The organism is Chelativorans intermedius (assembly GCF_025398255.1).
GTDB lineage: Bacteria > Pseudomonadota > Alphaproteobacteria > Rhizobiales > Rhizobiaceae > Chelativorans > Chelativorans intermedius.
The window spans coordinates 30,306-54,132 of the sequence record NZ_JAODNW010000017.1 but is presented as its reverse complement, the minus strand read 5'-3'; the positions used below and the strand labels follow the sequence as shown (position 1 = coordinate 54,132).

General features: G+C 67.5%; 27 protein-coding genes. 11 read left to right on the top strand and 16 right to left on the bottom strand.

Annotated features, from left to right (window positions below):
- Positions 1-67: 67 nt before the first annotated feature.
- Positions 68-511, bottom strand: a complete 444-nt coding sequence (locus NYR58_RS12810) for a metallopeptidase family protein (protein ID WP_261521341.1) — start codon at positions 509-511, stop codon at positions 68-70.
- Between the two features lie 187 nt (positions 512-698).
- Here NYR58_RS12810 and NYR58_RS12805 point away from each other — a divergent pair, with 187 nt between their 5' ends.
- A complete protein-coding gene (locus tag NYR58_RS12805; protein ID WP_261521252.1) occupies positions 699-1,508 on the top strand; it encodes a lytic murein transglycosylase in 810 nt (269 codons plus the stop codon).
- 359 nt (positions 1,509-1,867) lie between these two features.
- A complete protein-coding gene (locus NYR58_RS12800; RefSeq protein ID WP_261521251.1) occupies positions 1,868-2,254 on the top strand; it encodes a DUF2794 domain-containing protein in 387 nt (128 codons plus the stop codon).
- A 45-nt stretch (positions 2,255-2,299) separates the two neighbouring features.
- Here NYR58_RS12800 and NYR58_RS12795 read toward each other — a convergent pair whose 3' ends face one another.
- From NYR58_RS12795 to NYR58_RS12780, 4 genes are all read right to left on the bottom strand, one after another.
- Positions 2,300-2,872: a GNAT family N-acetyltransferase gene (locus tag NYR58_RS12795; RefSeq protein ID WP_261521340.1), complete on the bottom strand. Its 573-nt coding sequence runs from the start codon at positions 2,870-2,872 to the stop codon at positions 2,300-2,302.
- Positions 2,873-2,978: 106 nt separating this feature from the next.
- A complete protein-coding gene (locus tag NYR58_RS12790) occupies positions 2,979-3,719 on the bottom strand; it encodes a Bax inhibitor-1/YccA family protein (RefSeq protein WP_261521250.1) in 741 nt (246 codons plus the stop codon).
- 313 nt (positions 3,720-4,032) lie between these two features.
- A complete protein-coding gene (locus NYR58_RS12785) occupies positions 4,033-6,531 on the bottom strand; it encodes an ABC transporter permease (protein WP_261521339.1) in 2,499 nt (832 codons plus the stop codon).
- Positions 6,532-6,655: 124 nt separating this feature from the next.
- Positions 6,656-7,354, bottom strand: coding sequence for an ABC transporter ATP-binding protein (locus tag NYR58_RS12780; protein WP_261521249.1), 699 nt, complete (start codon positions 7,352-7,354; stop codon positions 6,656-6,658).
- 64 nt (positions 7,355-7,418) lie between these two features.
- On the opposite strand from NYR58_RS12780, the gene NYR58_RS12775 reads away from it, so the two are divergent.
- Positions 7,419-8,111 (top strand): arylesterase, encoded by a 693-nt coding sequence (locus NYR58_RS12775; protein ID WP_261521248.1) that lies wholly within the window; start codon positions 7,419-7,421, stop codon positions 8,109-8,111.
- Between the two features lie 81 nt (positions 8,112-8,192).
- Positions 8,193-8,786 (top strand): RNA 2',3'-cyclic phosphodiesterase, encoded by a 594-nt coding sequence (gene thpR, locus NYR58_RS12770; protein ID WP_261521247.1) that lies wholly within the window; start codon positions 8,193-8,195, stop codon positions 8,784-8,786.
- Here the strand turns inward: thpR and NYR58_RS12765 are convergent.
- The gene (locus NYR58_RS12765; protein WP_261521246.1) at positions 8,693-9,229 is read right to left on the bottom strand and encodes a low molecular weight protein-tyrosine-phosphatase; all 537 of its coding nucleotides are present in this window, start codon (positions 9,227-9,229) and stop codon (positions 8,693-8,695) included. The two genes, thpR and NYR58_RS12765, sit on opposite strands and share 94 nt — an antisense overlap.
- A gap of 29 nt (positions 9,230-9,258) precedes the next feature.
- Between NYR58_RS12765 and NYR58_RS12760 the strand changes: the two genes are divergently transcribed.
- From NYR58_RS12760 to NYR58_RS12745, 4 genes are all read left to right on the top strand, one after another.
- Positions 9,259-9,555 (top strand): 4a-hydroxytetrahydrobiopterin dehydratase, encoded by a 297-nt coding sequence (locus NYR58_RS12760; RefSeq protein ID WP_261521245.1) that lies wholly within the window; start codon positions 9,259-9,261, stop codon positions 9,553-9,555.
- A 63-nt stretch (positions 9,556-9,618) separates the two neighbouring features.
- Entirely contained in the window at positions 9,619-9,990 is a 372-nt protein-coding gene (locus NYR58_RS12755; RefSeq protein ID WP_261521244.1) for a YkvA family protein, read from the top strand.
- Between the two features lie 242 nt (positions 9,991-10,232).
- The gene (locus NYR58_RS12750) at positions 10,233-10,733 is read left to right on the top strand and encodes an invasion associated locus B family protein (RefSeq protein WP_261521243.1); all 501 of its coding nucleotides are present in this window, start codon (positions 10,233-10,235) and stop codon (positions 10,731-10,733) included.
- Between the two features lie 98 nt (positions 10,734-10,831).
- On the top strand, positions 10,832-12,052 hold the full coding sequence (locus NYR58_RS12745) for an argininosuccinate synthase (RefSeq protein ID WP_261521242.1): 1,221 nt from the start codon (positions 10,832-10,834) through the stop codon (positions 12,050-12,052).
- Positions 12,053-12,058: 6 nt separating this feature from the next.
- On the opposite strand, the gene NYR58_RS12740 is transcribed toward NYR58_RS12745, so the two are convergent.
- From NYR58_RS12740 to NYR58_RS12720, 5 genes are all read right to left on the bottom strand, one after another.
- Positions 12,059-12,763, bottom strand: coding sequence for a helix-turn-helix transcriptional regulator (locus NYR58_RS12740; RefSeq protein ID WP_261521241.1), 705 nt, complete (start codon positions 12,761-12,763; stop codon positions 12,059-12,061).
- A gap of 12 nt (positions 12,764-12,775) precedes the next feature.
- Complete coding sequence (locus tag NYR58_RS12735; protein ID WP_261521240.1) at positions 12,776-13,150, bottom strand: VOC family protein; 375 nt, start codon at positions 13,148-13,150, stop codon at positions 12,776-12,778.
- 92 nt (positions 13,151-13,242) lie between these two features.
- Positions 13,243-13,830, bottom strand: coding sequence for a DJ-1/PfpI family protein (locus tag NYR58_RS12730; protein WP_261521239.1), 588 nt, complete (start codon positions 13,828-13,830; stop codon positions 13,243-13,245).
- Between the two features lie 66 nt (positions 13,831-13,896).
- Positions 13,897-14,061 (bottom strand): hypothetical protein, encoded by a 165-nt coding sequence (locus tag NYR58_RS12725; protein WP_261521238.1) that lies wholly within the window; start codon positions 14,059-14,061, stop codon positions 13,897-13,899.
- A 166-nt stretch (positions 14,062-14,227) separates the two neighbouring features.
- Complete coding sequence (locus tag NYR58_RS12720) at positions 14,228-15,025, bottom strand: SDR family NAD(P)-dependent oxidoreductase (protein ID WP_261521237.1); 798 nt, start codon at positions 15,023-15,025, stop codon at positions 14,228-14,230.
- 144 nt (positions 15,026-15,169) lie between these two features.
- On the opposite strand from NYR58_RS12720, the gene NYR58_RS12715 reads away from it, so the two are divergent.
- Positions 15,170-15,334, top strand: a complete 165-nt coding sequence (locus tag NYR58_RS12715; RefSeq protein ID WP_261521236.1) for a hypothetical protein — start codon at positions 15,170-15,172, stop codon at positions 15,332-15,334.
- A gap of 16 nt (positions 15,335-15,350) precedes the next feature.
- Here the strand turns inward: NYR58_RS12715 and NYR58_RS12710 are convergent, their stop codons facing one another.
- The 5 genes from NYR58_RS12710 to tkt all read right to left on the bottom strand — a co-directional run bounded on the left by NYR58_RS12710 (position 15,351) and on the right by tkt (position 22,894).
- Entirely contained in the window at positions 15,351-16,376 is a 1,026-nt protein-coding gene (locus NYR58_RS12710) for a class I fructose-bisphosphate aldolase (protein WP_261521235.1), read from the bottom strand.
- Between the two features lie 103 nt (positions 16,377-16,479).
- Positions 16,480-17,676, bottom strand: coding sequence for a phosphoglycerate kinase (locus tag NYR58_RS12705; RefSeq protein WP_261521234.1), 1,197 nt, complete (start codon positions 17,674-17,676; stop codon positions 16,480-16,482).
- A 77-nt stretch (positions 17,677-17,753) separates the two neighbouring features.
- Positions 17,754-19,607 (bottom strand): potassium/proton antiporter, encoded by a 1,854-nt coding sequence (locus tag NYR58_RS12700; protein WP_261521233.1) that lies wholly within the window; start codon positions 19,605-19,607, stop codon positions 17,754-17,756.
- Between the two features lie 167 nt (positions 19,608-19,774).
- Complete coding sequence (gene gap / locus NYR58_RS12695; protein WP_261521232.1) at positions 19,775-20,785, bottom strand: type I glyceraldehyde-3-phosphate dehydrogenase; 1,011 nt, start codon at positions 20,783-20,785, stop codon at positions 19,775-19,777.
- A gap of 117 nt (positions 20,786-20,902) precedes the next feature.
- Complete coding sequence (gene tkt / locus NYR58_RS12690) at positions 20,903-22,894, bottom strand: transketolase (RefSeq protein WP_261521231.1); 1,992 nt, start codon at positions 22,892-22,894, stop codon at positions 20,903-20,905.
- Between the two features lie 263 nt (positions 22,895-23,157).
- Between tkt and NYR58_RS12685 the strand changes: the two genes are divergently transcribed.
- Together NYR58_RS12685 and NYR58_RS12680 are read left to right on the top strand one after the other, a co-directional pair.
- Entirely contained in the window at positions 23,158-23,430 is a 273-nt protein-coding gene (locus tag NYR58_RS12685; protein ID WP_261521230.1) for a DUF4164 domain-containing protein, read from the top strand.
- Between the two features lie 8 nt (positions 23,431-23,438).
- On the top strand, positions 23,439-23,798 hold the full coding sequence (locus tag NYR58_RS12680) for a cell division protein ZapA (RefSeq protein WP_261521229.1): 360 nt from the start codon (positions 23,439-23,441) through the stop codon (positions 23,796-23,798).
- Positions 23,799-23,827 lie beyond the last annotated feature (29 nt).

Sequence of the window (23,827 nt, the reverse complement as noted above, 5' to 3'; positions counted from 1 at the left end):
ATCTCCCGCCCCGGTGCATCGGCCCGGCAAGGGCAGGCCGATTGGGCGAAGCGCGGTGCCGCGAGGGTCACGAGCCGGGTGACGGCCAGTCCCCCGCGCCTTCCTCGATGCGCTCCATGTCCTCGTCCGACAGGCCGAAATGGTGGCCGATCTCGTGGATCAGCACATGCGCCACGATGTCGCCCAGGGTCTCCTCGTTCTCGGCCCAATAGTCCAGAATGGCGCGGCGATAGAGCGTGATGCGGTTGGGGCCCTCGCCGGTGGCCGGGTTCCAGCGCTCGGCGATGCCGCGTCCCTCGAACAGGCCGAGCAGGTCGAACGGCGTTTCCAGCGCCAGATCGTCCATGATCTCCTCGGTCGGGAACTCGGCCACCTGGATGATGATGTCCCCGGTCAGCCGGCGGAACTCTTCCGGCAGATTGGCATAGGTCTCCATCGCCAGCCGCTCGAACTCGGCGAGAGAGGGGGAAAGCTGGTCGTGCCAGGCGCGTGTCTGGTACATGTGGATCATTGCCTGTCCTTTGCCGCGCATATAGCGTTTTCCTGTGGCAGTTTCGAGAGCCAATGGCGGCGCTCTGCCGCGCCGGTGCATGGCCCGGGCAGGTGCTGCAACCCTGGCGACCTGCAGCGGGTGACAAGAGCGCGCCATGCTGGCATAGTCCGCGCGGGCGGTTTTGCGCGATTCGACGGAGAGGGGAATGGCAGGCAGAGGGAGATTGCTGGCGGCCGCGCTGCTTGCATATGCGTGGGCGCTTGGCGCGGCGGAAGCGGCCAGCTGCGGCAATGGCGCCGGCGGCTTCGAGCACTGGAAGGCGCAGTTCACGCAGGAGGCAGCCGCGCGCGGCGTCGGCCCCCGCGCGCTCGATGCGCTGGGGCGCACGCGCTATGCCTCCAAGACGATCGCCGCCGACCGGAGCCAGAAAAGCTTCAAGCTCACCCTTGACGCCTTCATGAAGAAGCGCGGCGCCAATGTCATCATCTCGCAGGGCCGGAAGCTCAAGCAGCGCCATGCCGGCCTTCTCGCCGCCATCGAGCGCGGCTATGGCGTGCCGCCGGGACCGCTGATTGCCATCTGGGGCATGGAGACCGGCTTTGGACGGTTTCTCGGCAACCAGCACATCCTCTCATCCGTCGCCACGCTTGCCTATGACTGCCGGCGATCAGAGTTCTTCACCGGCCATCTCTATGCGGCGCTGACGCTGGTGGAGCGCGGCATGCTCGACCCCCGCGCGGTGGGTGCCGCCCATGGCGAGATCGGCCAGACCCAGTTCCTGCCCGGCAACGCGCTGAAATACGGAGTCGACGGCGATGGCAACGGGCGGGTGGACATGATCGGCTCATCGGCGGATGCGCTTGCCTCCACCGCCAACTTCCTGCGCGCCCATGGCTGGCGTCCCGGCGCCGGCTATCAGCCCGGCGAGCCGAACTTCCGCGCCCTGCAGGGCTGGAACGCGGCAAGCGTCTATCAGCAGGCCATCGCGATCATCGGACGCGAAATCGACGGCTGAGCTGCGCCGTCCCGGCGCCCGACAGCAAAAGGGCCGCCCGGTCAGGCGGCCCCCGTGCATTCCATTCCTGGCGCGGCCGGCAAGCTGCAGCGCGCTGGGCGCCTTGCCGCGCGTCATGCGCTTCACCCGAGAGGCTGCTCCCGGAAAAGGCAATCCGCCGAGGCCACGCTGGAATTGAAACCACTCGACATCGGATCACCTCCTTTCGCTTCGTTGAACACGCTGCCAGTGTGGACGCTGCCGCCGCGAAGCGCAAGAGGCGAGGCGGCGACGGCGCAGGGGTTGCACATGCGGGGTTGCATTTGCCGGCGCGCCGCGTCACCCTCTGTCATAAACCGTCACAAGGGACGCGAACGGGCATGAGCGACTTTTCGAGCGCCGGGGAGGACGGCGAAGCCTCCGGGGTTCTGGTGCGGTTGAGCGAAGTGCGGCGGGCGCGGCAGGACCTGCCCGTCACCTTCGACCGCCGCGAGCTCGACCAGATCCTGCGCATCTACGGGCAAATGGTGGCCGCCGGCGAGTGGCGCGACTATGCCATCGACCATCTGAAGGACAGGGCCGTCTTCTCCGTCTTCCGGCGCACCAGCGAGGTGCCGCTCTTCCAGATCGTCAAGAACCCCCGGCTGGCGCGCAGGCAGGGCGCCTACAGCGTGGTTGCCGCCAGCGGCGCCATCCTGAAACGTGGCCCGGAGCTTTCCCGCGTGCTGGCCGTCTTCGACCGCAAGCTGAAGGTGGTGCGCGCCTGACCTTTCCGCCGGAAGGCGGCAGGAGAGCAGCCGGCCGGCCCCGCCCTACAGCCTTCCCGCGCGAAACAGCCGCTCGGGCAATGAATCGGGATCGGGCGGCGTGGCGGTGCCGCCGTTGAGTTCAAGCTGCATGAAGACCGTGTCCAGCCAGCGGCCATGCTTGTAGCCGCTGCCCGCAAGAACGCCGGCATGGCGGAATCCCAGGGCGGAATGCAGGCGCACCGAGGCACTTTCGGGCGAGCCGTCTCCGATGACGGCGGCGATCTGCCGGAAGCCCAGGGCGCGGCATTCCTCGATCAGCGCCGCCACCAGGCGGCGCCCGACCCCGCGGCCCTGCGCCTCGGGCGCCACATAGACCGAATCCTCGACCATGAACCGATAGGCCCGGCGCGCACGAAATGGCCCCGCATAGGCGTAGCCCACCACCCCGGCTTCCGCCTCGGCGACCAGATAGGGGTAGGAACGGGCCACCAGCGCCTCGCGGCGCGCGGCCATCTCCGCCTCGTCCGGCGGCTCCAGCTCATAGCTTGCCGTGCCTGCCTCGACGGCATGGGCATAGATGCGGGTGATGGCGGGAATGTCGGCGGGAACGGAGGGGCGGATGGTGATGGCGCACATCCAGGGCAGCTCCTGCAGGTTTCCTCTCCCCTTCATGGCAGGAAGCCGGGAAAAAGAAAAGGCGGCCCGCAAGCCGCCTTTCCGTATCGGCTTGGCCGCTGCCGTCCTACTCGCGATTGCCCAGGAACTGCAGCAGGAACATGAACAGGTTGATGAAGTCGAGATACAGCCTGAGCGCGCCCATGATCGCCTTGCGGCCGGCCACCAGCTCGCTGTCGCCCTCGTAATACATCTCCTTGATCTGCTGCGTGTCGTAGGCCGTCAGGCCCGCGAAGACCAGGACGCCGATCACCGAGATGGCGAACTGCAGCGCCGAGGATCCGAGGAAGATGTTGACGATCGAGGCGATGATGAGCCCGATGAGCCCCATGAACAGGAAGGAGCCCATGCCGGAGAGGTCACGCCGCGTCGTGTAGCCCCAAAGGGACAGGGCGCCGAAAGAGGCGGCGGTGATGAAGAAGGTGCGCACGATGCTCTCGCCCGTATAGACGAGGAAGATCGTGGACAGCGACAGGCCCACCAGGGCCGAGTAGACCCAGAAGGTGGTTTGCGCCGCCGAAACGCTGAGCGTGTGGATGCGGAAGCTCATGAAGAAGACCAGCGCCAGCGGAGCCAGGATGACCACCCAGCGGAAGGCGCTGGCATAGATGAGCTGGCCGAAGGCCGTAAGCTGGCCGTCCGCCACCGCGAAGTTGAAGGCACCCCACGCGGCAAGGCCGGTGATGGCCAGGCCCAGCGCCATGAGGTTGTAGACCCGGATCATGTAGGCGCGCAGGCCCTCGTCGATGGCCGCGTCAGCGCGAGCGCCGGTCGCTACGCGGGCCTGATAGTTGCGAAGGTCAGCCATGTGTTCCTCATTTCTCGCTACTCTCCCGTCGGGTGCCGGCCAAGGGGCCGCTCGCCGCTGGCGGGAGTCCAGCATGCGTGAGCTCAAATATGATGTCAGTTTGTGACGAGGGCAAGACCTGGCCGCCGCGAAAAGCGCCGGGCGGCGCCTTTTGTGCGGGGCGCGCGGCCTTCAACACGATTCGCGAACCGGCTCTCGATACGCGGCCCCCCTACAGCATTTTGCAGCCAGATGGAATCATCTGGCGTCGCACAAATGCCGCAAAAACAAATAGATGGACCGGATCAGCGTTTCATTGAAACGATGAACCGGTCTAGAGATTGCGCAGAACGGGGGCGGCCTTGTGGCCGAGCACGCGCCAGGTGCCGACGAGCCCGAAACCCACGGTGAGCACCAGCGCGGCGGCTATGGTGGCGAACGCCACCTGCGGCAGGAAGGCGAAGGGCAGAGTCATGATGCGGGCCACCACATACCAGGCCGCAGCCCCCCCGGCGGCCAGCGCGAAGAGCGCGGTGGCAAGCCCGATCATCAGATATTCCAGCGCGAAGGCGGCGATCAGCGTGCGCCGGGTGGCGCCCAGCGTCTTCAGCACCACCGCATCGTGCACGCGGGCGCGATTGCCAGCGGCGAGCGCCCCGGAAAGCACCAGCACCGAGGAGACGAGGGCGACCGCCGCGGCGGCGCGGATGGCGGTGGCAAGCTGGCCCACCAGCCGGTTGACGACGTCGAGCGCGTCCTTCACGCGCACGGTGGTGACGGTGGGAAAGGCGCGGGTGACGGCGTTGAGGATGCGCGCCTCGTCCTCGCCCGTAGCGCTGGCGTCCGTCAGCGTAGCGAGCCAGGCGTGGGGAGCGCCGGCAAAGGTGTTGGGCGAGAAGACCATGACGAAGTTCATGGACAGGGTCTCCCATTCCACCTGCCGGAAGCTGGCGATGCGGGCGGTGACGTTGCGGCCGAGCACGTTGACCGTCAGCGTATCGCCCAGTTGGAGGCCCAGCTCGCGCCCCTCCTCGGCGGTGAAGGAGACGAGCGGCTCGCCCTCGTAGTCCTGCGGCCACCACGTGCCGGCCGTCAGGGTGGCGCCGTCCGGCCGGGTGGCAGAGTAGGTGATTCCCCGGTCGCCGCGCAGCACCCATCCGCCCTCCGGCGGCATCTCGATCTCGCGCACGTCGACGCCATTGAGCGCCACGATGCGCCCGCGCAGCATCGGCACGCGCTGCAGCGTGCCGCCCGGCGCCTCGGCCGCGATGAGGGCTGCGAAATCCTCCACCTCATGGGCCTGGATGTCGACGAAGAAGAAGTTGGGAGCCACCTCCGGCAGGTTGCCGGCAATCTGGCGGCGCAGGTTGCCGTCAATCAGCGCCAGCGTTGCGAGAAGCGTAAGCCCAAGCCCGAGCGCCAGCACGACGGACGGGGTGAGCGCGCCGGGGCGGTGGATGTTGCCGACGGCAAGCCGCAATGCCGTGGAGCGCACGCGCGGGGCGCGCCGGGCGAGCGCCTGCACCCCCCAGCCCACGGCACGCAGCACCAGAAAGGCGAAGACGGCGGCGCCCACGAAGATGGCCGCAACGTCCCGCTCCTCGGCATAGAGGATGGCAAGGGCGGCCAGAAGCGCGGCAATGGCCGCGGCAAGCGCCACATAGAAGGGCCGCGGCCAGCCTTTGGCGTCGATGCCCATCTCGCGGAACAGCGCCGTGGCCGGCACGTCGCGCGCCCGCCCGAGCGGCAGAAGCGCGAAGGCGAGCGTGACAAGAAGCCCGAACAGCGCGGCAAGCCCCAGCGCCGACGGATAGAGGCCGCCGGCCGCGGGCACCGGCAGGAGGGAGGAGAGCATCGCGCCCGCCACGAAGGGCATGAGAGCGGCAAGCACGAGCCCTGCAGCGATGCCGATCAGGGCGATCACCATGATCTGCGCGAGATAGACGGCGAAGACGAAACCGCCGGAGGCGCCGAGGCTCTTGAAGGTGGCGATCACCGCGCGCTTGCCGTCGAGATAGGCGCGCACGGCATTGGCCACACCCACGCCGCCCACCACCAGCGCGGTGAGCCCCACCAGGGTGAGGAACTGCGAGAAACGCTCGATGTTGGACGATAAAGCCGGTGCGGCGTTGAGCCGGGTGCGGATGCTCCAGCCGGCCTCGGGAAAGCGTTCTCCTGCCGCCGCGCGCACCGCCTCCAGCGCGGCATTGCCCGTGCCTTCGGCAAGCCGCAGCTTGTAGGTGTGTTCCACCATGCTGCCGGGCTGCACCAGGCCGCTTGCGGCAAGCCCGTCGAGGGAGACCATGAGGCGCGGCGCAAAGCCGAAGCCGTCGGAAACGGCGTCGGGCTCGTTGACCAGCACGGCGCGCAGCGCGAACGCCTGGTTGCCCAGCATCACCCTGTCGCCCACGGCAAGACCCAGCCGCTCGAACAGGATGGGCGGAGCGACCGCCCCATGGGCGCCGTCGACGAGGCCGAACAGCGCCTCGTGGGAGAGCGCCGGCTCGGTGACGAAACGGCCGTAGAGCGGATAGTGCCCGTCGACCGCCTTCACTTCCACCAGCGCCTGGTCGGAGCCGTCGGCAAGGCGGGCCATGGAGCGCATGTTGGCGCTCTCGGCCACCTGGCCCAGGCTTTCGAGCCAGGCGCGCTCGGCCACGCCGGCGCGGCGCTGATTGAGCTCGAAACGGATGTCGCCCCCCAGAAGCGCCTGCCCCTCCGTGGCGACCCCGGTGCTGATGGCGCGGGCGACCGAGTTTACCCCGCCGATGGCCGCCACGCCGAGCGCGATGCAGGCCAGGAAGATGAAGAAGCCGGAAAGACCGCCGCGCATTTCGCGCAGCGCGAAGCGCAGCGCCAGGGCCGGCCCCGCCCCGCCGCGGCCGGGGCGCCGCCCGGCGGCGGAAAGATCATCGCTCTTCTCGTCGATGGCATCGGTGCGGAACATGGGAAGCGCCTCAGCCCGCCGGAGCGGCCGCGCGCGCCGCCTCCTCGACGCGGCCGGAGCGCATGGCCACCTGCCGCTCGCAGCGCTCGGCAAGACGCGGGTCATGGGTGACGAGCACCAGCGTGGTGCCACGCTCGCCCGCCGTCTCGAAGAGAAGATCGGCAATCTGGCGGCCCGTCGCCTGATCGAGATTGCCCGTCGGCTCGTCGGCGATCACGATGGCCGGCGCCGGCGCCAGCGCCCGCGCGATGGCCACGCGCTGCTGCTCACCGCCCGAAAGCTCCCCCGGATAGTGGGTCAGCCTGTCCTTGAGCCCCACCGCCGCAAGCTCCCGCTCGGCCAGCGCAAAGGGGGCGTCGTGGCCGGCAAGCTCCAGCGGCACGGCAACGTTTTCCAGCGCCGTCATGTTGGGAATGAGGTGGAAGGACTGAAAGACGATGCCGATGGTGCGGCCGCGAAAGGCCGCCACGGCGTCCTCGCCGAGGCCGTTCAACGTCTGGCCGGCGACACGCACCGTGCCGGCGTCCACCCGTTCGAGCCCGGCGATCACCATGAGCAGCGTCGACTTGCCGGAGCCGGAGGGGCCGACGATGGCCGTGGAACGGCCACGTTCCACCGTCAGACTGACACCGTCGAGAACCTGCACGGTGGATGCGCCTTCGCCGAGGCGCAGGGAGACGTCGATGAGTTCGATGACGGGTGCGGTCACGGATGGGGCGTCCTATATGAAGGGTTCGGCGGGCGCGGATTGCGGCTGATATGGGGTAAGTTTCATGACATTCAAAGGCTGGGACAAGATTGCGGCGCGGGTTTTGCCGCTCACGAAAATGTCATCGGCGGTGATTCTCGCCCTGCTGCTGGCGTTTACCGCGCGGCTCTCGGCGGCCGAGCCCTGGCGCATCGTCGCCTTCGGCGACAGCCTGACGGCCGGCTACCAGCTTGCGCCGGGGGAGGGCTTTGCCGAGAAGCTGGAAAGCGCGCTTGCCGCACGGGGCCATTTGGTGCGCGTGGTCAACGCCGGCGTTTCCGGCGACACCACCAGCGGCGGCCTGTCGCGGCTCGACTGGTCGGTGCCGGAGGGCACAGATCTGGTGCTTCTCGAGCTCGGCGCCAACGACATGCTGCGCGGGCTTGCGCCACAGACCATCGAGCAGAACCTGGAGGCGATGATCCGCCGCCTGAAACAGCGGGGAACCGCCGTCGTGCTGCTGGGCATGTACGCCGCGCCCAATCTGGGCGAGGACTATGCCGCGGCCTTCAACGCCATCTATCCGCGCCTGGCGGAGCGGCACGAGGTGCCGCTCGTGCCCTTCTTCCTCGACGGCGTGGCGGCCAAGCCCCAGCTTCTTCTGGAGGACGGGATGCACCCCAACGCCGCCGGCGTGGAGGTGATGGTGGAGAACGTGCTGCCCGTGGTCGAGCCCCTCGTCGCGCGGGAGATGGCGGAGGAAAAAGCGAAGATGTGAATCAGCGGCGCCAGAAAGCGCTTGCCCCACCGTCCAATCGGTGATTCGCTGGCGTTGACATAGCGATTCGAGGAGGTTGCCATGCCGCGACTGTTCACCGCCCTCGAGATTCCGCGCGATGCAGCCCTCTCCCTTTCGCTTCTGCGCGGCGGCCTCCCGGGAGCCCGGTGGGTCGATGTCGAGAACTACCACCTCACGCTGCGCTTCATCGGCGATGTGGAAGGCCACGTGGCCGACGAGATCGCCAATGCGCTCGACCGGGTTCGCCGGCCGGCCTTCAATCTCACGCTTTCCGGTGTCGGCGCCTTCGGGGGCAGGAAGCCGCACGCGGTGTGGGCGGGCGTCGCCGCCTCGCCGGACCTCTTCGCCCTGCAGGGCGAGATCGAGCGCATCTGCCAGCGCCTCGGCCTTCCCGCGGATCCGCGCAAGTTCACCCCGCATGTGACTCTGGCGCGTCTGAAGAACGTGACGCCCCGCTCCGTCGCCGCCTATCTTTCGGCGCGGGGCAATTTCGCCGCGGCGCCCTTCCGCGTCGGGCGCTTCGTGCTCATGTCGTCGCGCGATTCGATCGGCGGCGGCCCCTACATCGTCGAGGAAGCCTGGCCGCTGATGCGCGCCGAGCCGTCGCGCAGCCTCGTGGCCAGCGCCTCCGACGCCTCGCGGATCCTCCAGTAGACGGCGGCAAAGCCGTCCTCGCCGCCATAATACGGGTCGGGAATGTCCTCCCGGCGGCCAAGCGCGAAGTCCAGAAACAGGTGAATGCGGCCCTGGGCCTGTCTGGGCGCCCGTTGGGAAAGCGCCCGCACATTGGCACGGTCCATGCCGAGAATCACATCGAAGCGGGAGAAGTCCTCCGCCACCACCCGGCGGGCCCGCTGGCCGGAAATGTCGAGCCCGAAACGGCGTGCCACGGCAATGGAGCGCGGGTCGGGCGGCGCGCCGACATGCCAGGCGCCGGTGCCGGCCGATTCGACGTGGAAGGCGTCTTCCATTCCCTGTTCGGCAATCACCGCACGGAAGACACCCTCGGCAAGCGGCGAGCGGCAGATGTTGCCGAGGCAGACGAAAAGAACGGCGGTGCGGGCCTGTTCGCCCGCTTCTGCTGCGTTATGCTTCATGCTTCCACGCGATAGCACGGAGAGACGCAATGGCAAGGGACAAGCTCGACGCAAAACAGGTGCAGGAGGCGCTGGCCGGGCTTGAGGGCTGGCGGCTTGCGGATGACGGCAAGGCCATCGAGCGCCGCTTCACCTTCTCCGGCTTCAACGAGGCCTTCGGCTTCATGACGCGCGCAGCGCTGGCGGCGGAGAAGCTCGACCACCATCCCGAATGGACGAATGTCTACAGGACGGTGGATGTGCGGCTGACCACGCACGATGCCGGCGGCCTGACGGAGCTGGACGTGAAGCTGGCGAAGAGGATGAACGCCTTCGCCGGGCGTTGAGCGCGCCGCAGCCATTGCAGCCGGCGGCCTGCCTCCCCACATTCCGGGCCGGGAGCAAGGACGATGGAAGACGTGAAGATCGGTGAAATCCTCCTGCCGGGCAGCGCCGAGGAGAACGGGCGGCGCGAGGAAAACGTGCGTCGCCGGTTCTGGCGCACGGTGAGGAAAGCGGCCCGCCAGGTGCCCTTCATGGAAGACGTGGTGGCCGGCTATTACTGCGCGCTCGACCGCCAGACGCCGGCCAGGGTGCGCGGCATCCTGCTTGCGGCGCTGGCCTATTTCGTGCTGCCGCTCGACACCGTTCCCGACTTTCTGGCGGGGTTCGGCTTCACCGACGACGTGGCGGTGCTGATGGCCGCCTTGAGCGCGGTGCGTGCCCATATCACGCCGGCGCACCGCCTTGCAGCCAGGCAGGCGCTGGACGGCGAGGAATAGGCCGGGCATCGCGCGTGGGCGGGCCAGTCAAACTCTTGCCTTTTTCCTCCGATTCAACGGTGCCCGTGGGGTGCGGACGCCAAGGCGACAGACGGCGCGTGAAAGTTCCATCCGGCATTGGCGTGCGATAATCCTTGCAAGCTTCACTCTTTGGTAACCCAGATTAAATAAAAATGAAGCGATCGGGCGTAAGCTACTGATGCGCTTCATAAACAACCGCAGCAAAGATACGGTCAGGGACAATGCGTGGGATCTTTTCGTCGCTAATTCTGCTGTGCGCGGTCGCCGTTGCCGGACCGGCCTTCGCGCAGGCGACAGCCATCGGCCAGCACCGCGACTGGGGCACCTACAGCTATCAGTCGGACAACGGCAAGGTCTGCTATGCGATGAGCGTGCCGAAGACCAAGGAGCCCTCCAATCTCAATCACGGGGACATCTTCTTCTTCGTCAGCCAGAAGCCGGGCCAGAACGTCGCCTATGAGCCGCAGTTCATCGCCGACTACAGCCTGCAGGAAGGCTCGAAGGTGACGGTGACGGTGGGCAACCGCTCCTTCACCATGTTCACCCAGGGCCAGTCCGCATGGCTCGAAAACGCAGCCGAGGAGCCGCAGCTCGTTGCCGCCATGAAGGCCGGCGCCGACATGACGGTCTCCGCGACCTCCGGGCGCGGCAACAGCACGCGCTATACCTTCTCGCTGCTCGGGCTCACCGCGGCGCTCGATTCCATCCGCTCCTGCAACTAGCCTGCCGGGGCGGCCTTGCCCCTGCGTCTTTTCCTGATAATAGTGCGGCGCAAACGGGGCCCGGGCGCGCCGGGCGGCCTTTTTCAGCGGAAAAGACCATGGCAAAGCACACAGATGTCAAGAAGGTCGTCCTGGCCTATTCGGGCGGCCTCGACACGTCCATCATCCTGAAGTGGCTGCAGACCGAGCTCGGCGCGGAGGTGGTGACCTTCACCGCCGACCTCGGCCAGGGCGAGGAGCTGGAGCCGGCGCGCCGCAAGGCCGAGATGCTGGGCATTCGGGAAATCTACATCGAGGATCTGCGCGAGGAGTTCGTGCGCGACTTCGTCTTCCCGATGTTCCGCGCCAACGCCCTTTATGAGGGCGTCTATCTGCTGGGCACCTCGATCGCCCGCCCGCTGATCGCCAAGCGGCTGGTGGAGATTGCCGCCGAGACGGGGGCTGACGCCATCGCCCACGGCGCCACCGGCAAGGGCAACGACCAGGTGCGCTTCGAGCTGTCGGCCTATGCGCTCAACCCGGACATCAAGGTCATCGCGCCGTGGCGCGACTGGAGCTTCAAGTCGCGCACCGACCTTCTGAACTTCGCCGAGGCGCACCAGATCCCGGTGCCCAGGGACAAGCGGGGGGAAGCGCCCTTCTCCGTCGATGCCAATCTGCTGCACTCCTCGTCAGAGGGAAAGGTGCTCGAAGATCCGTGGAGCGAGCCGCCGGAGTATGTTCACCAGCGCACGATCTCGCCCTTCGACGCGCCGGACGAGGCGCGGGAAATCGTCATCGGCTTCGAACGCGGCGACGCCGTCTCGCTCGACGGCAAGGCGATGTCGCCAGCCACGCTGCTTGCCGCGCTCAACGATCTGGGCCGCGACAACGGCATCGGCCGCATCGACCTGGTGGAAAACCGCTTCGTCGGCATGAAGTCGCGCGGCGTCTACGAGACGCCGGGCGGCACCATCCTGCTCGCCGCGCACCGGGCCATCGAATCGATCACGCTCGACCGGGGGGCCGCGCACCTGAAGGACGAGCTGATGCCCCGCTATGCCGAGCTCATCTACAACGGCTTCTGGTTCTCGCCCGAGCGCGAGATGCTTCAGGCGGCGATCGACAAGAGCCAGGAGGACGTGGAAGGCGAGGTGCGATTGAAGCTCTACAAGGGCAATGTCATCGTCACCGGCCGCAGGTCCGAAAGGTCGCTCTATTCCGACGCTCTGGTGACCTTCGAGGACGACCGCGGTGCCTATGACCAGAAGGACGCCGAGGGCTTCATCCGCTTGAATGCGCTGCGGCTGAGAACGCTGGCGGCGCGCAGGCGGGGGTGAAACCCCTCAGCCCTGCCCGTTGCCGTTGCCCTCGCGCAGCTCCAGCCGCCGGTAGAAGTCGCCGAGCTGCTTGCCGCGCTCGGGCTTGAAGCTGCGGCCGGCCTCCTGCATCACCACGATGCGGTCGATGCGGAAGGCGCGGAAATCGTTGCGCAGCTCGCACCAGGCGACCAGCGTCCACACCTTGCCCCAGAACCACAGGCCGAGCGGGCGCACGTCCCGCCGGGTCATCTGTCCTGCCTCGTCACGATAGTCGAGGGTGAGCACGCGCCGGTTCTCCACCGCGCGCTCCAGCGCGTCGATGGCCTGACGCTCGGTATCGCTGATCACCCAGTCGGGCGTGTGGATCTCGGTGCGCGCTATGCGCTCGCGCTCGTTCTCGGGCAGGACGGTGCCGATCTTGACCAGCGCCTCCTCCGCCGCGCGCGCCATGGCCGCGCCCCCGAAGGCACGCACCATGCGCGCACCCGCCACCAGCGCCACGATCTCGTCACGGGTGAACATCAGCGGCGGAAGCTCGAAGCCCTCGCGCATGAGATAGCCCACCCCCGCCTCCCCGTCGATGGGCACGCCCGTCGATTGCAGGTCGGCGATGTCGCGGTAGATGGTGCGCTCGGAAACCTCGAGCCGCTCGGAGAGAAGCCGTGCGGTGACGAGGCGGCCGCCGCGCAGATGCTGAACGATCTGAAAGAGCCGGTCGGCGCGCCGCATGAAGGCCGCTCCTCACGCAAACAGCCCGATGCTGTTGCCATCGGGATCGAGACAATACACGAAACGCCCGGCGGGAATGGTGATGATGGGCGAGACGACCTCGCCGCCATGGGCGACCAAGCGCTCCATCGCCTCCTCAAGCGGAGCGGGAACGGCGAGGTGGATCGTCGGCCCCGTTCCTTTCGCCGCCGGCCGGCCGGGGTAGACATGACCGCCGACCCCGTCCTTGGGGTCCTTGACGCGAAACAGCGCCATCGGGTTCGGTCCATTGTCCTCGTCGGTGAGCGTGTTGTTCAAGACGGCACCGTAAAAGGCCTTGGCCCGGTCCATGTCGGTGACCGGAATCTCGAACCAGACGGCCGCGTTGTCGGGCTGAAACGGCTGCATCGCTGAACTCCTCTCGCTGGCGGTTGCCGGAGATTGGCACACCTCTCCTGACAACATACTGTCAGGAGGGGTGAAGCCGCTGGCGGCGCCTTTCAGCCGGCCGCGTGCTCGCGCGCGAAAAGCGCGCGCATCTCGCCGATCCTTGCCGCCTGGCCGGGCAGCAGGACCTCCAGAAAGGCCGCCGCGAAGGTGCCGGGTGCCGAGCCCGGCGCGCTGACCACCCGGCCATCGGCCACCGCGTGGGGCACATCCTCATAAGCCTCGGCGCCCGCATAGCCGGGCGCAAACGTGCTGATCCACTGGCGGCCGTTGCTCGTGTGGCGCCGACCGGCGAAAAGGCCGGCCCGCGCAAGCGCCAGGGTGCCGGCGCATATGCCGCCGACAGCGCCGCCGCGGCCGGAAACGGCACCAAGAAGCGGCGTGATGTCCGGCGCGTCCGGCGTCGTCCAGACCTCCGAGCCGATGACGGCCACGGCATCGAGATCTTCATTCTCCTGCGGCGCGAGGCCGCGCTGGCCGACAAGCTCCAGGCCCGCCATGGAGCGCGCGGGCGTCGCATCCGTCGTCAGCGCCACCACGCGGCCTCCGAACCACGCCGCCGCGGACGCGGCAAGCAGGCCGAACTCCCAGTCGGCGTACTTCTCGATGAGAACGAGACCGATCGTGCCGGGGTGATGCATGGGCCCTTCCTCTCTGTTGCGGCCGCTCGAACCGTCTGGGCCGCCGGCGGTCGCGGGCCGGACGCCCTAACGCCGCCGCGCCGGCCCTGTCGGCTGCCAACCGATATCTCTCTGCAGGCTGGGTGGCAACTCGTTCATGATCCGTTCTCCCATCTTCCGGCGCCTGCGGCGCATATAGGCGCCGAACCAGCGTTCGACCACGTGCGAGATCGTGTTGCGTTCCGTGTTCATGGCTTTCGATCCTCCGCTTGAGACTGTCGGGGGATCATGACACGGCCGTGCGGCCAGCGTTTTGTCAGGAACCTGGCAAGACGCCGGCGGCGGCCGGAAGGCGAAGAGGCCCGGTCTTAGGGCCTGAACGCCGGGCTGAGCGGGGAGGTCGAACCACGGCGTGGTTCTAATCCTCCTCCTCGCGTCGCACCTCGACGGTGTAGTTGAGCGGCAGGCGCCCGCCATCGGCATAGATGGTCTGGCCGGTGATATAGCTGGCATCGTCGGAGGCCAGGAAGGCGGCGATGGAGGCGATTTCCTGCGGGTCTCCGATCCGTCCGAGCGGCGTGCGCGAGAGGATGCGGTCGCGCGCTGCCGGGTCGGCGTTCACGCTGGCCAGCATGTCGGTCATGATCGAGCCGGGGCCGATGGCATTGACGCGGATGCCATGGGGCGCGAGCGCCAGCGCCATGGCCTTGGTGAGCTGGTTCACGCCCCCTTTCGAGACCGAATAGGGAAGCTGGCTTGCGATGGCGAAGACGGCGTTGACCGACGACATGTTGATGATCGTGCCGGGAGAGCCGCCACCGCGCACCTTCTCCACCATGTAGCGGGCGACGGCCTGTCCCACCAGGAAGGGGCCCTTGAGGTTGACCCGGAGCACGCGGTCGAAATCCTCCTCCTTCAGCTCCAGGAAGTCCGCCCCGTGCACGATGCCGGCATTGTTGACCAGGATGTCGATGTCGCCCAGCGCGTCGATGGCGGAGGCGACGAGATTGTGCACGTCGAGACTCTTGCCCACATCGGCCTTGACGAAGCGGGCCTCGCCGAGCTTTTCGAGATCCTTGACCGCCTGTGCCCCCTTCTCGGCGTTGACATCGGCGATCATGACACGCACCCCCTCGCGCAGGAATCGCTCGGCGATGGCATAGCCGATGCCGCCTGCCGCCCCCGTCACGATGGCTGTCTTGCCGTCCAGTGCCATTCTCAACCTCGCGCGTTTTCACCCGGCAGGAGACTGGGCCGGCGCCGCGGCGGGGTCAAGCCGCCCTGCATCGGGCGGCGGGCCTTTTTGACAGGCTGCCCCGAAGAAGGGCAAAAGGACGCAATCACAAAGCACGGGCGCCCGATGACAAAAATCCTCTCGCTTCTGGTCGTCGCCATGATGATCCTGCATCTCATCCGGCCGCTCGGCCTTCCCGGCCTGCGCAAACGCAGCGACTTCTGGAAGCTTGCGCTGGTGGCGCTCGGCGCCATCCTGGTGACCGTCGCGCTCAGCCACGGGTCGGGCTGAGCGCGACAGCGGCTCCTCAGGCGGCCTTCTCCAGCTCCTGCCGCCAGTCTCCGCGCGCGGCAAGCGCGTTCATCCGTGCCCGGTGCGCGAAGGCGCGCTGGCCGGCGGCAACATTCTCCGGCTTGCCGCCCCATGCCTTGAGCGCCGGCGCCTGAAGCGCCCGCCCATAGGAGAAGGTGAGGCGCCAGGGCACGTCGAAGCCGGCATTCATCAGCGACAGATGAGCCGTGGCCTCCTCGTCCGACTGCCCGCCGGAAAGGAAGGCGATGCCCGGCACGGCCGCCGGCACGCTGGCCTTCAGGCAGCGCACGGTCTTCTCCGCCACCTCCTCGCGGCTTGCCTTGCGGGCGTTCTTGCCGTCGATGACCATGTTCGGCTTCAGCACCATGCCTTCGAGCTTCACCCGCGCATCATAGAGCTCCTGGAACACCGTCTTCAGCACCCACTCCGTGACCGTGTGACAACGGTCGATGGAGTGGTCTCCCGGCGCGCCGTCCATCAGCACTTCCGGCTCCACAATGGGCACGATGCCCGCCTCCTGGCACAGCGCCGCATAGCGCGCCAGCGCCTGGGCGTTCTGCTTGACCGCGCCCCAGGAGGGCAGCACATCGGAAATGGCGATCACGCCGCGCCACTTGGCAAAGCGCGCGCCGAGCGCATGATACTCCGCCAGCCGCTCGCGCAGTCCGTCCAGCCCTTCGGTGATCTTCTCCTCGGGAAAGCCCGCCAGGGGCTTGGCACCCTTGTCGACCTTGATGCCGGGCACCGCGCCGGCGCGCGCAATCAGCTCCACAAGCGGCGTGCCGTCCCGGGCCTGCTGACGAATGGTCTCGTCGTAGAGGATGACGCCGGAAATATATTCGCGCATCGCCTCTTCGGCGGAAAACAGCATCTCGCGATAGTCGCGGCGCGTCTCGGGCGTCGATTCGACGCCGATCGAATCGAGACGCTTCTTGATGGTGCCGGTGCTTTCGTCGGCGGCCAGAATGCCCTTGCCCTCGGCCAGCATCCGGGCCGCGATGTCCTCAAGCCGTTCGCTCATCTTCCATGCCTCCGTTGCGGTCAAGAAGCCGATAACAGAAGAAGAAACAAAACGGAATGCAGGTCGGACACCCCTAATCGATTGAAATAAAAAGTATTTCGTCCTACTTCATGAGCGCTGCCACGCCGGGCAGGGTCTTGCCCTCCATCCACTCCAGAAAGGCGCCACCCGCGGTGGATACATAGGTGAAATCCTCCGCGACGCCAGCCTTGTTGAGGGCGGCCACCGTGTCCCCGCCGCCGGCGACGGAAACCAGAAGCCCCTCGCGGGTGCGGCTTGCCGCGTGGCGCGCAGCGGCCATGGTGGCCTTGTCGAAAGGCTCGATCTCGAAGGCGCCGAGCGGGCCGTTCCAGACCACCGTATCGGCCCGGTCGAGCCATTCGTTCACGGTCTGCACGCTCTTCGGTCCGACATCGAGGATCATCGCATCCTGCGGCACGGCGGCGATGTCCACCACCGCGCTCTGCGCGCCGGCCTCGAAGGCTCTGGCCACCACCGCATCGACCGGCAGAATGACGGCGCAGCCGGCGCTCGCGGCGTCGATCATGATCTGCCTGGCGGTGTCCGCCAGCTCATGTTCGCACAGCGACTTTCCCACCTCCGTGCCGCGCGCGGCGAGGAAGGTGTTGGCCATGCCGCCGCCGATCACCAACCCGTCCACCTTCTTGACGAGGTTGAGCAGCAGGTCGATCTTGGTGGACACCTTGGCGCCGCCGACGATGGCGACCACCGGGCGCTTGGGATTGCCGAGCCCCTTCTCCAGCGCCTCGAGCTCCGCCTGCATGGCGCGCCCGGCATAGGCGGGCAGATGGTGCGCCAGGCCCTCCGTGGAGGCATGTGCGCGATGGGCGGCGGAGAAGGCATCGTTCACATAGATGTCGCCGTTCTCGGCCAGCGCGCGGGCAAAGTCGGGGTCGTTCGCCTCCTCGCCGGCGTGGAAGCGCGTGTTCTCGAGAAGCAGGATGTCGCCCTCGGTCATCTCCTCTATCGCCGCACGGGCCGTCTCGCCCACGCAGTCGGCGGCGAAGAGGACCCTGCGGTCGAGCGTGGCCTCCACGGCGCCGGCCACCGGCCGCAGCGAGAATTCCGGCACCGGCTTGCCCTTCGGCCGCCCGAAATGGGCGAGCAGGATGACCTTCGCCCGCCGGTCGGAAAGCTCGGTGATGGTGGGGGCGACGCGCTCGATGCGCGTGGCATCGGTCACGGCGCCGTCCTTGACGGGCACGTTGAGATCGACACGCAGCAGCACGCGCTTGCCGGTGATGTCCTCCAGGTCGTCCAGGGTTCTGAAATCGGCCATCAATCAATGCCTCGAAAAGATCCGGGTGTTTGCGCGGGGAGGATACAGAGCCCGGCGCGCGAGGCAAGAGCGCGCGCTCATTCCTGCGGGCCTTCTTCGGCGGTTTTTGCGGTGCTGTCGCGCCGCTGCGCCCACCAGCGCCGCAGCATCGCCCAGAGCCGGCTCGCCGCCTCGCCCACGCTGATGAAGACGGGCACCTCCGCCTCCCTTGCCGGCGGGTCGACGGACAGGCCGATGCTGGTGATCGTGCCCTTCTCGTCCACCTCGCGCACGATGAGCTCGATGGAGCCGAGGGGTACCCGGTCGCCATATTCCGCGCGCCCGCCGAGGCGCTTGCGCACCAGCTCCGCGATGGTGAGCGCCTGCTCCTGCTCGTCGAGTCCCAGCGCATAGGCCGCCTCGATGTCGGCGGCGGGGCGGTCGGGGTCCACCGCGAACGCGCCAAAGAACTCCGCGTCCTCCGGGTCTACCTCGGCGGGGCTGGCGAACAGCCGGTCGAGCAGCCGCGGATAGCGGTCGGGCACGAAGATATAGACGTGGTCGCCCGCCTGCAGGCGGCCGGCATATTGATAGGTCATGGAGCGGTCGCCGCGCACCACGAGCGACGGGCGTGCCCAGCGGGGAATGCGCTCGCCGCGCGCCACGGGGCTGCCGGGCACGACACGGTAGGCGAGCAGCTCATGGCGGGCAGAGCCCGGCAACTCCAGCTCCACCTTGTCCACCGGCCCCATGCGCGCCGGCACCACGAGGCCGAGCCGCCGGGCCAGCGGCGCGACGCTCCACCCCTGCACCACCAGCGAGACGAGCACGATGATGAAGACGATGTTGAAGAGGTTGCGCCCGGCTTCCAGCCCGTCGATCAGCGGCGTGATGGCCAGCAGGATGGAGACGGCGCCGCGCAGGCCGACCCAGGAGATGAAGGCCGTCTCGGCGCGCGAGAAGCGGAACGGCATGAGACACAGCGCCACCGCCAGGGGACGGGCGACGAAGATCAGGAAAAGCCCCAGGAACAGCGCCGGCAGGGCGATCTCCCCGAACTGGGAGGGCGTCGCAAACAGGCCCAGAACCAGGAACATGATGATCTGCGCGGCCCATGTCACCCCGTCCTGAAAGCGCTTCAGGGCCGCCGTGGAGCGCAGCTTCGCGTTGCCGGCGACGAGGCCGGCCACATAGACGGCCAGGAAGCCGGAGCCGCCGAGCGCGCCGGCAAGCGCGAAAACGAGCAGCGACAGGGCCAGCACGAAGATCGGAAGAAGCCCCTGTTCGAGCTTGAGGCGCATGACCAGCCGCACGATCACATAGCCGCCGGCCAGCCCGGCGACCAGCCCGATGCTCATCTGCCTGAGGAAACCGAGCGCCACGTCTGTGGCGAGCTTTTCCGGCTCCAGCGGCGCACCCGTGGCGATGAGCCCGACAAGGGCGAGCGTGAGGAAGATGGCCATGGGATCGTTCGAGCCCGACTCCACCTCCAGCGTGGAGCGCACGCGCTCGCGCACGAAGATGTTTCCCACGCGCAGCAGGAAGAAGACCGCCGCCGCGTCGGTGGAAGCGACGGTGGCGCCGAGCAGCAGGGATTCCAGCCAGTCGAGGCCCGTCGCATAGTGAGCGGCCACCCCCACCAGCCCCGCCGTGATGACCACGCCGAAGGTGGCAAGCACCACCGCCGGCAGTGCGGCGGCGCGGAAGCTCGCAAGCGACGTGCCGAAGCCGGAATCGAACAGGATGACGGCGAGCGCCAGCGAGCCGACGAAGAAGGCGACGGACGCATTGTCGAAATCGAGACCCAGCCCGTCGGTTCCGGCCGCAAGGCCGATGCCGAGAAAGACGAGCAGCAATGGCGCGCCGAAACGGAAGGCGATCAGGCTGGAAAAGGCGGCAAACAGCACAAGCGCGGTGCCGATGAGCGTAATCAGATAAATGCCTTGATCCATAAGCCTCTCTGAACAGCGTTTCGCGGCCAAATTGCGGTGAAGCGAGCGATCAGGCAAGAGCCGAGGACCAGGCAGGGGCGGGTTTTGCGACGAGGATGCCCCTTGCACAAAGGAAAACGCCCGGCCGAAGAGGCCGGGCGCGGCATGAAACGGCGGGAAAAGGCGGGTCAGGCGAGGGTCTTGCCGATGGCCACCGCCGTATCCGCCATGCGGTTGGAGAAGCCCCACTCGTTGTCGTACCACGACATCACCCGCACCAGCTCGCCCTCGATGACCTTCGTCTGATCGAGCGCGAAGGTCGAGGAGGCGGAATTGTGGTTCATGTCGACGGAGACCAGGGGCTCGTCCGTATAGGCGAGGATGCCCTTGAGCTCGCCCTCGGCGGCGGCGATCAGCGCCTTGTTCACCTCGTCCACGCTCACCTTCCTCTTGGGCACGAACTTGAAGTCGATGACCGAGACATTGGGGGTCGGCACGCGGATCGACACGCCGTCGAGCTTCCCGTTGAGCTCCGGCAGGACGAGGCCGACGGCCTTGGCAGCGCCGGTGGAGGTCGGGATCATCGACATGGCGGCCGCACGGGCGCGGTAGAGATCCTTGTGCAGGGTGTCGAGCGTCGGCTGGTCGCCCGTATAGGCATGGATCGTCGTCATGAAGCCGCGCTCGATGCCGAACGCCTCGTGCAGCACCTTGGCCACGGGGGCCAGGCAGTTGGTGGTGCAGGAGGCGTTGGAGATCACCTTGTGCTCGGCGGTGATCTTGTCGTGGTTGACGCCATAGACCACCGTCAGATCCGCACCGGAGGCGGGGGCGGAGACGAGCACGCGCTTGGCGCCGGCCTCGAGATGCATCGACGCCTTCTCCTTGGAGGTGAAGATGCCCGTGCACTCCAGCACGATGTCGATGCCCAGCTCCTTCCAGGGCAGCTTGGACGGATCGCGCTCCGCCAGCACCTTGAAGGATTCCGAACCGACCACGATGGTGTCGCCCTCCACCTTCACCTCGCCGGGGAAACGGCCGTGCACGCTGTCGTAGCGCAGAAGATGCGCATTGGTTTCAACCGGACCGAGGTCGTTGACGGCAACGACGTCGATGTCCTTGCGGCCGGATTCATAGATGGCACGCACGATGTTGCGGCCGATGCGGCCAAATCCGTTGACGGCTACTTTGACGGTCATGAACTACCTCCGGCGAACATGATGCCGTGCCCGGCACGGCGACAAGGGCCCGCCCCAGGCGGCACCCGACACAGAAACGGGCGCCCCCGGCCGTGCCGGCTGGGCACCCGGCAACCCTCAGGCGGCGGCCAGGCGCGCCTCCGCCGCCGCCACCACGGCTTCCGCCGTGATTCCGAAATGCTTGTAGAGCTCTTCCGCAGGCGCGCTGGCGCCGAAGCCGCTCATGCCGACGAAGGCGCCATCGGTCCCGATGAAGCGGTCCCAGCCCTGGCGCACGCCGGCCTCGATGGCGATTCGCACCGGGGCCTGCCCGATGATGGCGGCACGGTAGTCCTCGTCCTGCGCCTCGAAAAGCTCGAAACACGGCACGGAGACGACCCGCGTGGGATGGCCCCGCGCCTCCAGAAGCGCCTTGGCGGCCACGGCGATCTCCACCTCCGAGCCGCTGGCGAACAGCGTGACCTTCGCCTCGTCGCCGGCCGGCAGCAGCTCGTAGGCGCCGCGCGCGCACAGGTTCTCCTCCTCGTATTCGGTGCGCACAGGCTCCAGCTTCTGTCGGGTCAGCGCCAGGGTGGAAGGCGTCTTCTTCGACTTCAGGGCGAGCTGCCAGCACTCCGCGGTTTCCACGGCGTCCGCCGGGCGGAAGACGAGCAGGTTGGGAATCGCCCTGAGCGCGGCCAGGTGCTCGACGGGCTGGTGCGTCGGTCCATCCTCGCCGAGTCCTATGGAATCGTGCGTCATCACGAAAATGGAGCGCACGCCCATCAGCGCGGCAAGCCGCATGGCCGGGCGCGCATAGTCGGAGAAGGTGAGAAAGGTGCCGCCATAGGGGATGAGGCCGCCATGCAGTGCGATTCCGTTCATGGCGGCGGCCATGGCGTGCTCGCGGATGCCATAGTGGATGTAGCGGCCGCTATAGTTCCCCGGCGTCACGGCCTCGGTCTGGCTGGTCTTGGTGTTGTTGGAGCCGGTCAGGTCCGCCGAGCCGCCCACCGTCTCGGCCACGCAGCCATTGATGACCTCGAGCGCCATCTGCGAGGCGTTGCGGGTGGCAACCTTGGGGTTCTCGGCAGCAAGCTTCTTCTTGTAGTCGTCGATCGCCTGGTCGAGCGCCTCCGGCAGGTCGCCGCGCATGCACCGCTCGAACTCGGCGCGCGTCTCGGCATCCGCCGCCGCCAGCCGCTCCTCCCAGGCCTTGCGCTCCTTGGCCGAGCGCAGGCCGGCAAGCCGCCAGTCGTCGAGAATGTCGGAGGGCACCGTGAAGGGCTCGGCATCCCATCCCAGCGCCTCGCGGGTCTTGGCGATCTCTTCCGCGCCCAGCGGCGAGCCGTGCGCCTTGTTGGTGCCCGCCTTGGTGGGCGCGCCCCAGCCGATGGTGGTGCGGAAGGCGATCATGGTCGGCCGGTCGGCGCCGCGCGCCTCCTCGATGGCTGCGGCGATGGCGTCCGGGTCGTGCCCGTCCACCCGCAAGGTCTTCCAGCCGGATGCCTCGAAGCGCGCGCACTGGTCGGTGGAATCGGCAAGCGACACCGGCCCGTCGATGGAGATCTGGTTGTCGTCGAACAGCACGATGAGCTTGTTGAGCCGCAGATGGCCGGCCAGCGCCAGCGCCTCCTGGCTGATGCCTTCCATCAGGCAGCCATCGCCCACCAGCGCGTAGGTGTAGTGGTTGACCAGATCGTCGCCGAAGCGGGCGTTCAAAAGCCGCTCGGCAAGCGCCATGCCCACCGCATTGGCAAAGCCCTGGCCGAGCGGACCGGTGGTCGTCTCGATGCCTGCGGCGTGGCCGTATTCGGGATGTCCGGCGGTGCGCGAACCGAGCTGCCGGAAGTTCTTGATCTCGTCGATGGTGATGTCTTCGTAACCCAGCAGATAGAGCAGGGAGTAGAGCAGCATCGAGCCGTGGCCCGCCGACAGGACGAAACGGTCGCGATCCGCCCAGTGAGGGTTCTTGGGGTCGTGCGTCATAAAACGGGTGAACAGCACCGTGGCGATGTCGGCCGCGCCCATGGGCAGGCCGGGGTGGCCCGACTTCGCCTTCTCGACAGCATCCATGGAAAGGAAGCGGATCGCATTCGCCATCCGGTCGTGTTTTTCGCGTGAAATCATCTCTGCTCGCTGATCGGCTGCCGGCGGTTTCAGGCAATGGGCGCATAGCACCCGGAAAGCACGGCGACACATAGCAGGTGCGCAGCCCAAGTCAATAAATGCCGGGGCGCGCGCGCCTCCGCGCCACACCCCGCGGCAGCCGGCAAATCGGGGGATAGGCGCCAATTGAGTTGACGGCGGGTTCACCCGCCGCGTAATCTTTCGCGGGTAAAATCTTACGATTGCGCGCAATTCGCAGGCGGGGCGGCTGGGAACGGGTTGCAATGAACGCTGACACCACACTCCGGGAAGCGATCGACCGCCTGGGCAAGGCCGTGGAGGGGCTGGAAGCGGCCGCCGACGCCCGGTTGGAGAAGGAGCGCGACTATGCCGAGGCGGAGGCGGAGGTGCAGCGCATGGGCGCCGACCGTGCACGCCTGGCGCAGGAAATCGACAAATGCGAGGCGCGCGCGGAGCGCTTGGCGGAGGTGAACCGCGAGGTCTCGCGCCGCCTGGTGACGGCCATGGAGACGATCCGCGCCGTCCTGGATCGGTAGGGCCTGCCATGGCACAGGTGACCGTGACCATAGACGGCAAGGCCTATCGGATGGCCTGCGACGAGGGGCAGGAAGAACATCTGATCGACCTTGCCCAGCGCTTCGACCGCTATATCCGCCATCTCAAGGATGCCTTCGGCGAGATTGGCGACCAGCGCCTGACGGTGATGGCCGGCATCATGGTGATGGACGAGTTCAACGAGCTGCAGAAGCGTGTGCGCGGCATGGAGAGCGAGATCGCAACGCTGCGCAAGACGCGCGACGAGGCATTGCTGAAGGCCGACAAGAACGACGCCGCGCTCACCAGCGCGCTCACCCAGCTTGCCGAGCGCATCGAGGCGGTGGCGGCGCGGCTTGCCAAGTCCTGACCATGGGCGCGGCAGGCGGCATCGGGTCC